Source organism: Serratia sp. 22264 (genome assembly GCF_052045345.1).
Taxonomy (GTDB): Bacteria; Pseudomonadota; Gammaproteobacteria; order Enterobacterales; family Enterobacteriaceae; genus Serratia; species Serratia plymuthica.
Window position 1 is genome coordinate 1 of sequence record NZ_JBQEOY010000008.1, and the last position, 13,568, is coordinate 13,568.

Annotated in this window: 16 protein-coding genes; 8 read left to right on the plus strand and 8 right to left on the minus strand. The window is 54.7% G+C overall.

The annotated features are described in order from the left end of the window. Positions 1 to 264: 264 nt before the first annotated feature. Positions 265 to 828, minus strand: coding sequence for a D-glycero-beta-D-manno-heptose 1,7-bisphosphate 7-phosphatase (gene gmhB / locus ACTJJ1_RS21650; RefSeq protein WP_006327514.1), 564 nt, complete (start codon positions 826 to 828; stop codon positions 265 to 267). A 187-nt stretch (positions 829 to 1,015) separates the two neighbouring features. Here gmhB and metN point away from each other — a divergent pair, with 187 nt between their 5' ends. From metN to proS, 6 genes are all read left to right on the plus strand, one after another. Next, positions 1,016 to 2,047, plus strand: a complete 1,032-nt coding sequence (gene metN / locus ACTJJ1_RS21655) for a methionine ABC transporter ATP-binding protein MetN (protein WP_006318635.1) — start codon at positions 1,016 to 1,018, stop codon at positions 2,045 to 2,047. Further along, the gene (locus ACTJJ1_RS21660; RefSeq protein ID WP_006327515.1) at positions 2,040 to 2,693 is read left to right on the plus strand and encodes a methionine ABC transporter permease MetI; all 654 of its coding nucleotides are present in this window, start codon (positions 2,040 to 2,042) and stop codon (positions 2,691 to 2,693) included. Before metN ends, ACTJJ1_RS21660 begins: the two co-directional genes overlap by 8 nt. A 60-nt stretch (positions 2,694 to 2,753) precedes the next feature. Further along, positions 2,754 to 3,569 carry a MetQ/NlpA family lipoprotein gene (locus ACTJJ1_RS21665; RefSeq protein WP_004952177.1) on the plus strand — a complete coding sequence of 272 codons (816 nt, stop codon included), beginning with the start codon at positions 2,754 to 2,756 and terminating at the stop codon, positions 3,567 to 3,569. 115 nt (positions 3,570 to 3,684) lie between these two features. Next, positions 3,685 to 4,089, plus strand: coding sequence for an Rcs stress response system protein RcsF (gene rcsF / locus ACTJJ1_RS21670; protein WP_020439672.1), 405 nt, complete (start codon positions 3,685 to 3,687; stop codon positions 4,087 to 4,089). Next, positions 4,086 to 4,793 (plus strand): tRNA (N6-threonylcarbamoyladenosine(37)-N6)-methyltransferase TrmO, encoded by a 708-nt coding sequence (gene tsaA, locus ACTJJ1_RS21675; protein WP_004952179.1) that lies wholly within the window; start codon positions 4,086 to 4,088, stop codon positions 4,791 to 4,793. Before rcsF ends, tsaA begins: the two co-directional genes overlap by 4 nt. Positions 4,794 to 4,913: 120 nt before the next feature. Next, entirely contained in the window at positions 4,914 to 6,632 is a 1,719-nt protein-coding gene (gene proS / locus ACTJJ1_RS21680) for a proline--tRNA ligase (protein ID WP_004952181.1), read from the plus strand. Between the two features lie 52 nt (positions 6,633 to 6,684). On the opposite strand, the gene nlpE is transcribed toward proS, so the two are convergent. Genes nlpE through ACTJJ1_RS21695 form a run of 3 tightly spaced genes read right to left on the minus strand, consistent with a single transcriptional unit; the run spans position 6,685 to position 8,363 of the window. Beyond that, on the minus strand, positions 6,685 to 7,368 hold the full coding sequence (gene nlpE / locus ACTJJ1_RS21685) for an envelope stress response activation lipoprotein NlpE (protein ID WP_004952183.1): 684 nt from the start codon (positions 7,366 to 7,368) through the stop codon (positions 6,685 to 6,687). A gap of 29 nt (positions 7,369 to 7,397) precedes the next feature. Next, positions 7,398 to 7,811 carry an alternative ribosome rescue aminoacyl-tRNA hydrolase ArfB gene (gene arfB, locus ACTJJ1_RS21690; protein ID WP_004952187.1) on the minus strand — a complete coding sequence of 138 codons (414 nt, stop codon included), beginning with the start codon at positions 7,809 to 7,811 and terminating at the stop codon, positions 7,398 to 7,400. Between the two features lie 3 nt (positions 7,812 to 7,814). Further along, positions 7,815 to 8,363 (minus strand): YaeQ family protein, encoded by a 549-nt coding sequence (locus ACTJJ1_RS21695; RefSeq protein ID WP_409443829.1) that lies wholly within the window; start codon positions 8,361 to 8,363, stop codon positions 7,815 to 7,817. Positions 8,364 to 8,578: 215 nt separating this feature from the next. Here ACTJJ1_RS21695 and ACTJJ1_RS21700 point away from each other — a divergent pair, with 215 nt between their 5' ends. Together ACTJJ1_RS21700 and rof are read left to right on the plus strand one after the other, a co-directional pair. Next, positions 8,579 to 8,779: a YaeP family protein gene (locus ACTJJ1_RS21700; protein ID WP_006318652.1), complete on the plus strand. Its 201-nt coding sequence runs from the start codon at positions 8,579 to 8,581 to the stop codon at positions 8,777 to 8,779. Then, complete coding sequence (rof, locus tag ACTJJ1_RS21705; RefSeq protein WP_004952197.1) at positions 8,772 to 9,029, plus strand: Rho-binding antiterminator; 258 nt, start codon at positions 8,772 to 8,774, stop codon at positions 9,027 to 9,029. The genes ACTJJ1_RS21700 and rof overlap by 8 nt, the downstream gene beginning before the upstream one ends. Before the next feature lie 68 nt (positions 9,030 to 9,097). Here the strand turns inward: rof and ACTJJ1_RS21710 are convergent, their stop codons facing one another. From ACTJJ1_RS21710 to ACTJJ1_RS21725, 4 genes are all read right to left on the minus strand, one after another. Beyond that, positions 9,098 to 9,415, minus strand: coding sequence for a c-type cytochrome (locus ACTJJ1_RS21710; RefSeq protein WP_004952199.1), 318 nt, complete (start codon positions 9,413 to 9,415; stop codon positions 9,098 to 9,100). A gap of 17 nt (positions 9,416 to 9,432) precedes the next feature. Further along, positions 9,433 to 10,743, minus strand: coding sequence for a tRNA lysidine(34) synthetase TilS (gene tilS, locus ACTJJ1_RS21715; RefSeq protein ID WP_440835252.1), 1,311 nt, complete (start codon positions 10,741 to 10,743; stop codon positions 9,433 to 9,435). A gap of 92 nt (positions 10,744 to 10,835) precedes the next feature. Further along, entirely contained in the window at positions 10,836 to 11,225 is a 390-nt protein-coding gene (locus tag ACTJJ1_RS21720) for a VOC family protein (RefSeq protein ID WP_440835254.1), read from the minus strand. Positions 11,226 to 11,337: 112 nt separating this feature from the next. Continuing rightward, positions 11,338 to 13,494, minus strand: coding sequence for a lysine decarboxylase LdcC (locus tag ACTJJ1_RS21725; protein ID WP_063200323.1), 2,157 nt, complete (start codon positions 13,492 to 13,494; stop codon positions 11,338 to 11,340). Positions 13,495 to 13,568 lie beyond the last annotated feature (74 nt).

Below are 13,568 nucleotides of genomic sequence, written 5' to 3' on the forward strand. Positions count from 1 at the left end.
GTGCCCACACAGATTGTCTGATAAATTGTTAAAGAGCAGTGAGTTAGCCGCCGTAGCTTGCTATCTCGAGGTGGCGTATAATACGCTTTCCTCTTTCAGAGTCAACCCTAATTTTCAGGTTTTTTCTCTTCGAACCCCGGAGACTCTGTGAAGTTGTTCACATGTTCCGTGTCGATGGAGGCGCATTATAGGGAGCCGGCTCAGAATGACAAGGATTAATATTCACTTTTTTTCTGACCGCTCACTATTCATGCATAACGCCTGCTAAACCCGCTTTTTGATGGCTTCCGGCAGCTCCGCCAGGCTGTTTAACACCCAATCCGCCAGTTTCTCGCCTTGTTCGGTGATCGGCTTGCCGGTACGCACCAGCACTTTAGTACCAACACCTGCCGCGATGGCAGCCTGCATATCTTCCGGTTTGTCACCCACCATATAAGAAGAGGCCATGTCGATGTTCAGTTCTTGCTGTGCCTGCAGCAACATGCCCGGCTGCGGTTTACGGCAGTCGCACGTCTGGCGGTACTCTTCTATTACTGCCTCTGGGTGATGCGGACAGAAATAGATGCCATCCAGGTCAACATCGCGATCGGCCAACGACCAATCCATCCACTCGGTCAGGTACATAAACTGTTTTTCGTCGAACTTGCCGCGCGCAATGCCGGATTGGTTGGTGACCAATACCAGAGCAAAGCCCATCTTTTTCAGTTCGCGACAGGCGTCAATCACGCCATCAATAAAGTGGAAATTATCGATTTCATGGACGTAGCCATGATCGACATTAATCGTGCCGTCACGATCTAGGAAAATTGCTGGAACGCTTTGTGTCACCGGTTTACTCCTGAGGGCCTGAAAACGAGTACAGTATCGCATGTTTTACCCAGTGCTGAGAACGGCAGAGAACGGCGTTGGTCGTTGACTTGGACGTCTAGACGCCTTAACATCTGACCCATACCTTGGTCCACGCCAAGGTTTACTTTTATCTAGCCACGGGCAACCACGCTAAAATAAGAAGAATATGATTAAACTTTCTAACATCACCAAAGTGTTCCAGCAGGGTTCGCGCTCTATTAATGCGCTCTCTGACGTGACTCTTCACGTCCCTGCCGGGCAAATCTATGGCGTTATCGGTGCTTCCGGTGCCGGTAAAAGTACGCTGATCCGCTGCGCCAACATGCTTGAGCGCCCAACCTCCGGCCAGGTGTTGGTTGATGGACAGGATCTGACCTCGCTGTCTGAAAGCGAATTGACACGCGCTCGTCGTCAGATTGGCATGATTTTCCAACACTTTAATCTGCTGTCCTCCCGCACGGTATTTGGCAACGTTTCGCTGCCGCTGGAACTGGACAACACCCCGCGCGCTGAAATAAAAAAACGGGTGACCGAATTATTGGAGCTGGTCGGGCTGTCAGACAAACATGACGCCTACCCTGCCAATTTGTCCGGTGGCCAAAAGCAGCGTGTGGCGATTGCCCGCGCGTTGGCAAGCCAACCCAAAGTGCTGCTGTGTGACGAAGCCACCAGCGCGCTGGATCCGGCAACTACCCGTTCGATTCTGGAACTGCTGAAAGACATTAATCGCCGCCTCGGCCTGACCATCCTGTTGATCACCCATGAAATGGACGTGGTAAAACGCATCTGCGATCAGGTAGCAGTCATCAGTCAAGGGCAGTTGATTGAAAAAGACAGCGTCAGCGAAGTGTTCTCGCACCCGAAAACGCCGCTGGCCCAACAGTTTATCCAATCCACGTTGCATCTGGATATCCCGGACGATTATGCCAAGCGTTTGGCGCCGGAACGCAGTGGCGGCCGTCAACCGCTGCTGCGCCTGGAATTCACCGGCCAGTCCGTTGATGCCCCCTTGCTGTCAGAAGCCGCTCGCCGCTTCAACGTCAATAACAACATCATCAGCGCCCAGATGGATTATGCCGGCGGTGTGAAATTCGGCGTGATGTTGGCAGAGCTGCACGGCAGCGACGAAGACGCGCTGGCAACGATTAAATTCCTGCAGGAAAATCAGGTAAAAGTAGAGGTTCTGGGTTATGTCTGAGGCAATGATGTGGTTAATGGCACGTGGCGTGTGGGAAACCGTCGCGATGACCTTTGTCTCCGGCTTCTTCGGTTTCGTGCTCGGCCTGCCGGTTGGCGTGCTGCTGTATGTGACCCGCCCGGGGCAAATCGTCGCCAACAATACGTTGTATAAAACCTTGTCCGGGCTGGTGAACGTGTTCCGTTCCATCCCGTTCATCATCCTGCTGGTGTGGATGATTCCGTTTACCCGCCTGATCGTCGGCACCTCGATCGGCCTGCAGGCGGCCATCGTCCCCTTGACCGTGGGCGCAGCGCCGTTTATCGCCCGCATGGTGGAAAACGCCCTGCTGGAGATCCCCTCCGGTCTGGTGGAAGCAGCCCGTGCGATGGGCGCCACCCCGATGCAAATCATTAAAAAGGTCCTGTTGCCGGAAGCCCTGCCGGGCCTGGTGAACGCAGCCACCATTACCCTGATTACCCTGGTTGGTTATTCTGCCATGGGCGGCGCAGTTGGCGCCGGCGGCCTGGGCCAGATCGGCTATCAGTATGGCTATATCGGTTATAACGCCACAGTAATGAATACCGTATTAGTATTACTGGTGGTGCTGGTCTATCTGATCCAGTTCGGTGGCGATCGCATCGTGAAAGCCGTCACTCACAAATAGTTTTTACAGCAACTGCGCTCACACAGCGTATTTTTAATGCGAGTCTAATGAGGAAGGGATATGTCGTTAAAATTTAAATCCATCGCGGCAATCGGCGCACTGATCGGTACTCTGGCTCTGGCAGGCTGCGGTCAGGAAGAAAAAGATCCAAACCATATTAAAGTGGGCGTTATCGTCGGTGCTGAGCAGCAGGTTGCAGAAATAGCGCAGAAAGTGGCGAAAGAGAAATACGGTCTGGACGTTGAACTGGTGACGTTCAATGACTACGTGCTGCCAAACGAAGCGCTGAGCAAAGGTGATATCGATCTGAACGCCTTCCAGCACAAACCGTACCTGGATCAGCAAATCAAGGATCGCGGCTATAAACTGGTATCGGTAGGTAATTCCTTCGTTTACCCGATTGCCGGTTACTCCAAGAAAATCAAATCACTGGATGAGCTGAAAGACGGTTCCCAGGTTGCCCTGCCTAATGACCCGACCAACCTGGGCCGTTCTTTGCTGCTGCTGCAGAAGGTTAACCTGATCAAACTGAAAGACGGCGTTGGCCTGCTGCCGACCGTGCTGGACGTGACCGAGAACCCGAAAAACCTGAAACTGGTAGAGCTGGAAGCGCCACAGTTGCCACGCTCACTGGACGATCAGCAAATCGCACTGGCGGTGATCAACACGACCTACGCCAGCCAGATCGGCCTGACTCCTGCAAAAGACGGTCTGTTTGTTGAAGATAAAGACTCACCGTACGTTAACCTGCTGGTTGCCCGTGAAGACAATAAAGACGCGGAAAACGTGAAGAAGTTCGTGCAGGCATACCAGTCTGACGAAGTTAACGAAGCGGCCAACAAGATCTTTAACGGCGGCGCAGTAAAAGGCTGGTAATCATTCATTACCGATTTTATTCCTATAATTGCAAGACGGGCTCCGGCCCGTCTTGTTATTTCCGCCGTAGATTGCTTCAATAGCGCCACTTCTATAAAAAGACAGAGGAATCTCAATGCGTGTTTTATCTCTCTGTTTGTTAGCGCTCGCGCTGGCAGGGTGTTCGTCGCAGCGTATCGCGCCCTCCTCAACAAACAACACCAGCAAACCAACTGTAACCACACCGACAAAGACGACGCCCGCGGCACGTCCAGCGCCGGTAAAACTGTATAAAAGTGCAGAAGAATTAGTGGGTAAACCTTTCCGCGATCTGGGTGAAGTCTCTGGCGAGTCATGCCAGACCACCGTACAGGATTCACCGCCAAATCTGGCGACGGCCCGTAAACGCATGCAGATCCGCGCTTCTTACATGAAAGCAAACGCCGTGCTGCTGCACGACTGTCAGATTGTCGGCGGCGTTGCCGGTTGCTACCAACAGGCTATTTGCCAGGGTTCAGCGCTTAGCGTTTCGTCCAAATGACTGAGTTTGTCTTCAATCAGATCGGAACCATCCGTTCACCGTATAAAGAAAAGTTCGCCGTACCTCGCCAGCCGGGGTTGGTCGAAGACGGTGGCGGTGAGTTAGTGCTGCTACCGCCCTACAATCAGGCGGAAGCAGTACGCGGTCTCAGCGATTTCAGCCACCTGTGGGTGATGTTTATTTTCCATCAAACCCTGGAAGGCGGCTGGCGCCCCACTGTGCGGCCACCGCGCCTGGGCGGCAATGCCCGGATGGGCGTCTTTGCCACACGCTCCACCTTCCGCCCTAACCCGCTCGGCATGTCGTTAATCGAATTAAAAGGCGTACGTGTTCAAGGGGGCGAAGTGGTGCTGGAGCTGGGTAGCCTGGATCTGGTTGATGGCACGCCGGTGGTGGATATCAAACCCTACCTGCCGTTTGCCGAAAGCCAACCGCAGGCCCGCGCCGGGTTTGCTCAGACGGCGCCCGCCGGCGATATGCCCGTGCGTTTTACCCCCGCGGCTGAACAACAGCTACAGCAGCACCAACAACGCTATCCGCAACTGCGGCGTTTTATCACCCAGGTGCTGGCCCAGGATCCACGTCCGGCCTACCGAAAGGGAGAAGAAGCGGAACGGGATTATGCAGTTTGGCTGCTGGATTTCAACGTGCGCTGGCGGGTGGTGGATCAGCAAACCGAGGTGTTGTCACTCGACCTGCGTTAAAATTCCACCGTCTCTCTTTTGACAACCCGCTCGCACTGGTAAACTAAACCACTTTTGTCACTTTTGGCCGCCACTGTGGCTGCCCGATGCAATTTGCAGTTCTAACGGAACCAAAACACCATGCGTACTAGCCAATATTTGCTCTCCACCCTGAAGGAGACACCTGCCGACGCCGAAGTGATCAGCCACCAGCTGATGCTGCGCGCCGGGATGATTCGCAAGCTGGCCTCAGGTCTTTACACCTGGCTGCCAACCGGCCTGCGCGTTCTGAAAAAGGTTGAGAACATCGTCCGCGAAGAAATGAACAATGCCAACGCGATCGAAGTTTGCATGCCGGTGGTTCAACCCGCCGATTTATGGCAGGAAAGCGGTCGTTGGGAACAGTATGGTCCTGAGCTGCTGCGCTTTGTCGATCGCGGCGAACGTCCGTTTGTGCTGGGCCCAACGCACGAAGAAGTGATTACGGATCTGATCCGTAACGAGATCAGTTCTTACAAACAGCTGCCGCTGAACTTCTTCCAGATTCAGACCAAGTTCCGCGATGAAGTGCGCCCCCGTTTCGGCGTGATGCGTTCTCGCGAATTCCTGATGAAAGATGCCTACTCATTCCATACTTCGCAGGAATCCCTGCAGGCGACCTACGATGCAATGTACGAAGCCTACAGCAAAATCTTCAGCCGCATGGGCCTGGATTTCCGCCCAGTGCATGCCGATACCGGCTCGATTGGCGGTAGCGCATCACACGAGTTCCAGGTGCTGGCCGACAGCGGTGAAGACGATATCGTATTCTCTACCGGTTCTGACTTTGCCGCCAATATCGAACTGGCAGAAGCAGTGGCGCCGGCTCAGCCGCGCGCGGCAGCCAGCGAAGAACTGCGCATTGTGGATACGCCAAATGCCAAGACCATCGCCGAACTGGTAGAGCAATTCCAACTGCCGGTTGAGAAGACCGTCAAGACGCTGCTGGTGCACGCCGAAAAAGAAAGCGGCCACAAGCTGGTTGCCCTGCTGGTACGCGGCGATCACGAGTTGAACGAAATCAAGGCCGAGAAGCTGCCACAGGTAGCCGCTCCGTTGACCTTTGCCACCGAAGAAGAAATCCGCGCCATCGTCGGTGCCGGCCCTGGCTCCCTCGGCCCGGTCAATCTGCAGGTTCCGGTCGTGGCCGATCGCAGCGTAGCGGCGATGAGCGATTTTGGCGCCGGCGCTAATATCGACGGCAAACACTACTTCGGCATTAACTGGGAGCGCGATCTGCCTCTGCCGCAGGTTGCCGATATTCGTAACGTTGTGGAAGGCGACGCCAGCCCGGACGGTAAAGGCACGCTGTTGATCAAACGCGGTATCGAAGTGGGCCATATCTTCCAGCTCGGTACCAAATACTCTGAAGCGATGAAAGCCACCGTTCAGGGTGAAGATGGCCGTAACCAGGTTCTGACCATGGGTTGCTACGGCATCGGGGTCACCCGCGTAGTGGCTGCCGCCATCGAACAGAACCATGACGATCGCGGGATCATCTGGCCGGACGCCATCGCCCCATTCCAGGTGGCTATTCTGCCAATGAACATGCACAAATCCTTCCGCGTGCAGGCGCTGGCTGAAGAACTGTACAACACCCTGCGTTCGCACGGCATCGACGTTATTCTCGACGACCGTAAAGAGCGCCCAGGCGTAATGTTCGCAGATATGGAACTGATTGGCGTGCCACACTCAATCGTCATCGGCGACCGTAACCTCGATAGCGAAGAGATTGAATACAAAAACCGCCGCGTCGGCGAGAAGCAAATGATCAAAACCGGCGAAATCGTTGATTTCCTGCTGGGGCAGATCAAGCGCTAAACGGCTGTGTCAGAAAGTAAAAAACCCGCCTCGGCGGGTTTTTTTATAGCGATTATTTGCTGTCGCAGTTCTTGTTCTTGTCGAACACTATCTTGCCGTCCGAAACCAATGCCTTCTCGGTCTGTCCTTCCTCCATTGAAGGCTGTACGCTGAAATGGCCATTCAAGGTCAGGAACACCGGCTCACCTGGAGTTTTGTACGCCTTGGCATACCCTTGTTCCAACGCGATAGTATTGTCTACCGGGAAAGTCTTGCCGGTGGCGCAATCTTTGAATACTGCCGCATCCGCCATGTAGGTATAGCTGCCTTTGAGCGTCATCGGCGTTTTAGGCAACGCTTTCTCCACCGGATCCAGGCGGTAGTTCAGCGTGGATTCGATCACTGCGCCGCTTTGGTCCAACATTTCCAGACTCTTGCCTACCGGGCGGAAATAGCGTTTTTCGCCATGGCTGTCGGTCAGTACCAGCTTATCGGCGGTTCGCGCCCATTTGCCATAATCGGCAAAGCTCCGGTCCCCGTCTTTGGTTTCGCGATAGGTTTCCTGCAAAATGAAAGTGCCGTCTTCATCCAGGAAGAGCGCAGTATCCAGACCACTGCAATCAGCGCAAGGCAGTACGCCCTGATAGCTCTGCTGCATCGCCTGAAGAGGTTGTTCTTTCGGCTGATACTGATTATTACATCCCAATAATGAGAGTGCCCCTGCCGCTAAAAACAGGGCTATTGTTATTTTCTTCACAGCTATTCTCCTACTGTGTTCATGTATCCTTAAGTGCGGATTTTGCCACGCAGCGCTTTTGTCGCGCCTTTACGTACCTTGCCTTCCAGCCGGCGTAATTTTGCCCCTTTCGTGGGCTTGGTCGCTCTGCGCGCTTTTTCCACCACCATCGCCTGCTGAATCAACGCCACCAGCCTGGCCAGCGCCGCCTCGCGGTTTAATTCCTGGCTGCGATATTCCTGCGCTTTAATAATCACCACGCCGTCGGCGGTAATTAAATGATTATTCAGGGCCAGCAGCCTTTCCTTATAATACTCTGGCAGGCTGGATGCCCGGATGTCAAAGCGCAAATGGATAGCCGTTGAGGTTTTATTCACGTGTTGGCCACCCGCGCCCTGCGCGCGGATCGCCGTCAGTTCCAGCTCGTTATCCGGTATGGCTACGTTTCTTGACAGTTCCAGCACCGGTCACACCTGCGCCTGTTGCCACTCGGCAAACTGGATTTCCAGACTATTCTGAGCATCAGAAAGCCAGATAGTTCCTTCTTGCAGCGTGGCTTGCAGCGTCATATTGCGGCTGGCCATCGCCGCCAACTTGCCTAATTGTTCATCATTCAGAAAACGGATGCTTAGGTTTTTGTGGTTTGCCACTTTGCTTTGGATACCCTGCCACCATACATGTCCGGCGCGTTCACCGTAGGCGTAAAGCACCACTCGCGGTGACTGGTTGCAGGCTTTCCTGATGCGCTTCTCATCGGGCAGGCCCATTTCGATCCACATTTCCAACCCGTTGTGGTCATTGCGCCGCCAGATTTCCGGCTCATCTTCGGCACTCAGGCCCTTGGTAAACACCAGACGCTCATCGGCGTGGCAGATCCAGGCCAGCAGGCGCAGCATCATACGCTGTTCGGTTTCGGAAGGATGTTGGGCCAGGGTGAGCGTGGCGTCGTGGTAGAAGTGACGATCCATATCAGCGATATTGACCGTGGCTTTATAAATAGTTGCTTTCAGCGCCATGGGTGACCTCATTATTATCAGGCGACAGTGTACTAGATTTGGCCCATCCGCAGCCAGCGCGGCTGGGCAAAGCGCAGTGCGAAAGCCGCGCTGAGGTGCTAATAACTCCCCAATAGCTGTGCTATAGTCGACTAGGATTAAGTAAAGCTCCGAGAGCCTGGGCCTCATCGCTATGCGGGACTTCGATGACGCAGAGGTTCTTAAGGGAGGAAACTGTGCAACAATACTGTGAGTTAGTACGCCGTTTTTACGCTGAGATCGGCAGTGGGGATCTCGGCTACGTGCCTGATGCGCTAGCATGTGTGTTAAAGGCATTGGACGAAGTTGCTGCGGATAACGCGCTACCGTCCTCCGTTAGGGAACAGGCGGCCTTTGCCGCCGCTAACTTATTGGTGAGCGACTATGTTGATGAATGATGAGTACCAATCCATCAATTGCGATGACTATGAAAGCCTGGAACTCGCCTGTCAGCATAACTACATTCTGAAGCTGGAGTTACGCGACGGAGAAAAACTCGAAGGCAAAGCCACCGAGCTGAAATTTACCAAGGGTGTTGAATACCTGATTATCGATCAGGCCGGCAACGCTCTCAGCTTGCGTCTGGATCATATCCTCAGTTTCAGTCATCCGGAAATCGGTACCGTGGTCGTCAGCCTGTCTGATTGATTTAACGGTAACGCCATCCCAACAGGGCAGCCCAACGGCTGCCCTCGTCATTTATGGCTTCAGGCTGGCTAGGGTTTAAGACTGGCATAGTACGCTGCCAGATCGGCAATATCGTCATCAGACAATGCCGAAACGTAGGCCTTCATCACTTCAGCCTGGCCGCCGTTGCGCTCCCCTTTTTTATACGCCTGCAGCGCATGCTCCAGATACATGGCGTTTTGCCCGGCCAGATTCGGATACATCGGCACCGACACTTTCCCCTCTGCGCCATGGCACGCGACACAGCTGGCGGATTTACCCTTCCCTGCGGCCACGTCACCCGCCGCGATGGCCGACAGACTGAAAAGACCGAACACCACGGCCATTGCGCTCACAAATTTCATCATTGCTCCTCATACTATTATTATTTTTTATGCCAACGCAGTCGCCAGGATAACTCCCCCTCAGGCGGCTGACCGGCTTCGCTGACAAATACACCCAGCGCAGCGATAAGCTGGTCATCATAATAGATCAGCGGAGTACGTTCGCGCTGCCACGGCGGCACGCCCAACTCCTGCCACAGTTTTTTAACTGGCCGGGAATGAGCTCGGCCAAGGATGCGGATTTTTCCCTGAGCGGCAAAACGAACGCTCACCTTCTGTTGCGGCTGCGGTGCCCGCAGACAAATATCGCCTTCCCCGCTACTCAGCTTACCCAATCCATCCGGCAGCTCGAGCGGCTCTGCCAATGACCAATCCAGGCTGACTTCGCGCAGATCCGCCATTATCGGCAGCAGATATAATCGCCGGCGGAAACGGCGAATCTGATACGGACCCGGCTGCAACTTCGGCTCGGCGTCATCCCGGCAGAGCGCCACCTCGTCCCACAGCCGCTGCAAGTGTTCGCGTGAAGGCATGGTAACGCCAAACAGCGCGATCCAACGACGTAACAAGGCAAAACGGCGCGCAGACGAACAACCCAACAGGCCGTCGATCGCCAGTGCATTATCTTCATCAAGCAGCGCTTGCAGCTGTTCTGCCAGCAGCTCATCCAGCAGTTGCTCCTGTTCCGCGCACAGGCTGGCGCTGCGCGCCGTCGCGGCGGCAAAATACGGCCAGCGTTGGTTCAGCAGCGGTAGCACCTGCAGGCGCAGGAAATTACGATCGAAACGCGGATCCTGATTGCTGTCGTCCTCTATCCAGGTGAGCTGGTGCTGCTGTGCATAATCCTCCAACTGCAGACGCGACATACCCAGCAAAGGGCGCAGCAAAGGGTTACTCCCCAATGATGCCTGAGCGGCCATCGCCGACAGGCCCGCCGGGCCACTGCCGCGCTTCAGCGCCAGCAGGAAGGTCTCACATTGGTCATCAAGATGTTGCGCCGTGAGCAAGACCTCATCGGCCGCCAGCGTAGCGGCAAAGGCTGAGTAACGCGCCGCACGGGCCGCAGCTTCAATCCCGCCCTGCCTGCCATCCACCTGCACATGTTGGACTACCAGCGGCAACTGCCAGGCGGCACATTGACGTTGGCAGTGGGCCACCCATTCATCGGCAAAAGCGCTCAGGCCGTGGTGCACATGCACCGCACGCAACTGCAGATCCGGCCATTGCCGCCGCAGCCCCACCAGCAGGTGCAACAATACGCTGGAATCCAGGCCACCGCTGAACGCCACCAGCAAATGCCGCTTCGTACCCAATTGTCGGCTGACCTGTACGGAAAGTTGATCGGTATTCATTGGTTTATCGTTCATCGCCTGACAAGCAGCAGGAAACCGCCATAACGCCCATAGGGCTGCACGTTAACCAGCCCGATGCCTCAGGCAAGCCTTCATTGTTCATACAGTTCCAGTGGCAATCCATCAGGATCGTTGAAAAAAGTAAAACGAGACTGGGTATAAGGATCGACGCGTACCGGTTCGCACAGGATCCCGGCAGCTTCCAGATGCGCGATCGCCTGTTCGATGTCGTCGACACTGAACGCCAGGTGGCGCAGGCCACATGCTTCTGGACGGCTGACGCGGGCCGGTGGTGACGGAAAGGAGAACAGTTCGATACTGTATTGTCCATTGAGCGCCAGATCCGCCTTCCATGAATCTCGTTCTTCACGATAAAACTCGCCCAATAGGGTAAAACCGAGGATGTCGCAGTAGAAATGCTTACTGGCCGCATAGTCTGAACCAATCACTGCGATGTGATGCACCTGACGTAATGCCAACATGGTAATGCCTCATTGTCTGCTTGATGAGGCACGGTATCCGGCGAGGGTTGCAACGTCAACGGTAAAAAGAAGCCCCACAGAACAAACGGGGCTGTCATTTAAGGTTAGCAGCTCAAACGTTGATATCGGCCGGCGGCGTTTTCAGTACCTTCACCAGATAACGTCCGTCCTCGGTCAATTTCGCACCGTGGATATCGGTTTCAAAGCCGGGATAACGCTCGCCGATGGAGCACAGCATCAGCAAGAAATCGAGTACCGCACGGCTCTCTTCAGTGATCATCTCACCCGGCATCACTAACGGCACGCCTGGTGGATAAGGCAGGATCATATTGGCCGCCACCTTGCCCACCAGTTGATCCAGTTCGCAGGTTTCCACATTGCCACGTACCTGCTGCTGGAACATTTGGTGCGGCGTCAGCTTCATTTCCGGCAGCACATCGAATGCCCGCAGCATCAGCCGCGGCAGATCGTGCCGGCAGATCAACCGGTGGATCCCGGCCGCCAGATCTTGAATACGCATATTGCGATAGAAATCAGGATCCTCCGCGAACAGATCCGGCAGCATGTTCTTCACCCGCAGATTAAGATCGTAAGCGCGTTTAAAATCGGTCAGGCCACGCAGTAAGCTCATCGCCTTGGTTTTATCAATGCCGATGCTGAACAGGAACAGCAGATTATAAGGCCCGGTTTTTTCCACCACGATGCCGCGCTCGTCCAGGTATTTCGCCACCAGCGCCGCCGGGATCCCGCTCTCCTCCAGCGTACCCAGCTCGTTCATTCCCGGCGTCAGGATCGTCACCTTGATCGGATCGAGATACATATGATCGCTGTCGGTATTGCCAAACCCATGCCAATTATCGTCCGGGTTCAACGGCCAGCATTGCGCCTCGTCGATCTCTTCAGGCTGCCAGATATCGAAGAACCAGCTATCGCTCTCCTCCCGCAACCGCTGCACCTCACGACGGAAATGCAGCGCGCGCTCTACCGAGCGGTTAATCAACCGTCGCCCAGGGTTGCCGCGCAGCATTGCGGCGGCAGTCTCCATCGACGCCACAATGCCATAGTTCGGCGAAGTGGTGGTATGCATCATATAGGCTTCGTTAAAGGTGCTTTCGTCGTAATCGCCTTTAATGTGAATCATTGAGGCCTGCGAGAATGCCGCCAGCAGCTTGTGCGTGGACTGCGTTTCGTAGATCACCTTGCCGGGCGTCCGTTCACCGCTCATACCACTCTTGCCTTCGTAGATTGGATGGAAGTTGGTATAGGGTACCCAGGCGGAGTCAAAATGGATTGATGGCACATCCAGCGTCTGCTTGATGTAATCGGTGTTATACAGCAGGCCGTCATAAGTCGAGTTGGTGATCACCGCATGTACCGGCCAACTGGCATTCGCAGTGGCGGCGACCCGGCCGGCAATGCTCTCATGGGTAAACTCATGCTGCGGAATACCGCCAAGAATGCCGTAGGCATTACGCAGCGGGCGCAGGTAGATCGGGACGATATCGCTCATCATCAGCAGATGGCACAGCGATTTATGGCAGTTGCGGTCAATCAACACCGTGCTGCCTGCCGGGGCCGAATACATGCCGACAATCTTGTTGGCGGTGGAGGTGCCATTGGTCACCAGATAGCTCTGCTCGGCGTTAAAGGTACGCGCAATATACTCTTCGGCCTCCAGATGCGGGCCGGTATGGTCCAGCAGCGAACCCAGCTCGGTCACCGATATGGAGACGTCGGCTTTTAAGGTGTTGGCACCGAAAAAATCGTAAAACAGGCAGCCAACCGGGCTTTTCTGGAAGGCAGTGCCGGCCATATGCCCTGGGGTGCAAAAAGTGTATTTGCCCTCGCGCACATAGTTGAATAGTGCCTTGGTTAAGGGCGGCGTAATGGTGTCGATATATTCTGCGGTGTATTGCTGGATACGCTGCGCAATATCATCTGCCGCATTCAAGCCATACTCAAAGAAATACAGCACCATGCGCATTTCATGCAGACTGACGTCGAAGGTGGAATACTGGTTGATAAACGCATATAGCGGCAGATATTCATTCAGCTCGTTAATTTCGCTGCACAGCTCCAGGCTGTAGTCGTCCCAGTCGAAAATCACTCCGCAAATACGCGCATTGGCCTCGATCAGCTTCAGCAGATCACCGCCATTTTTCGGGTAAACCAACTGGAAACCCATCGTAGCCAATGCGGTGTGCAGCTCACGAATAGGCTCATCTTTGTAATAGACGCCCGTTGGGCTCATGATTGCGATGATATTCATTGGCTGCTCCTGTCAATTCCGCCAAACTTCTATAACAACATGAAAATCCGATAGTGTGTACCCCGTCATCGGGA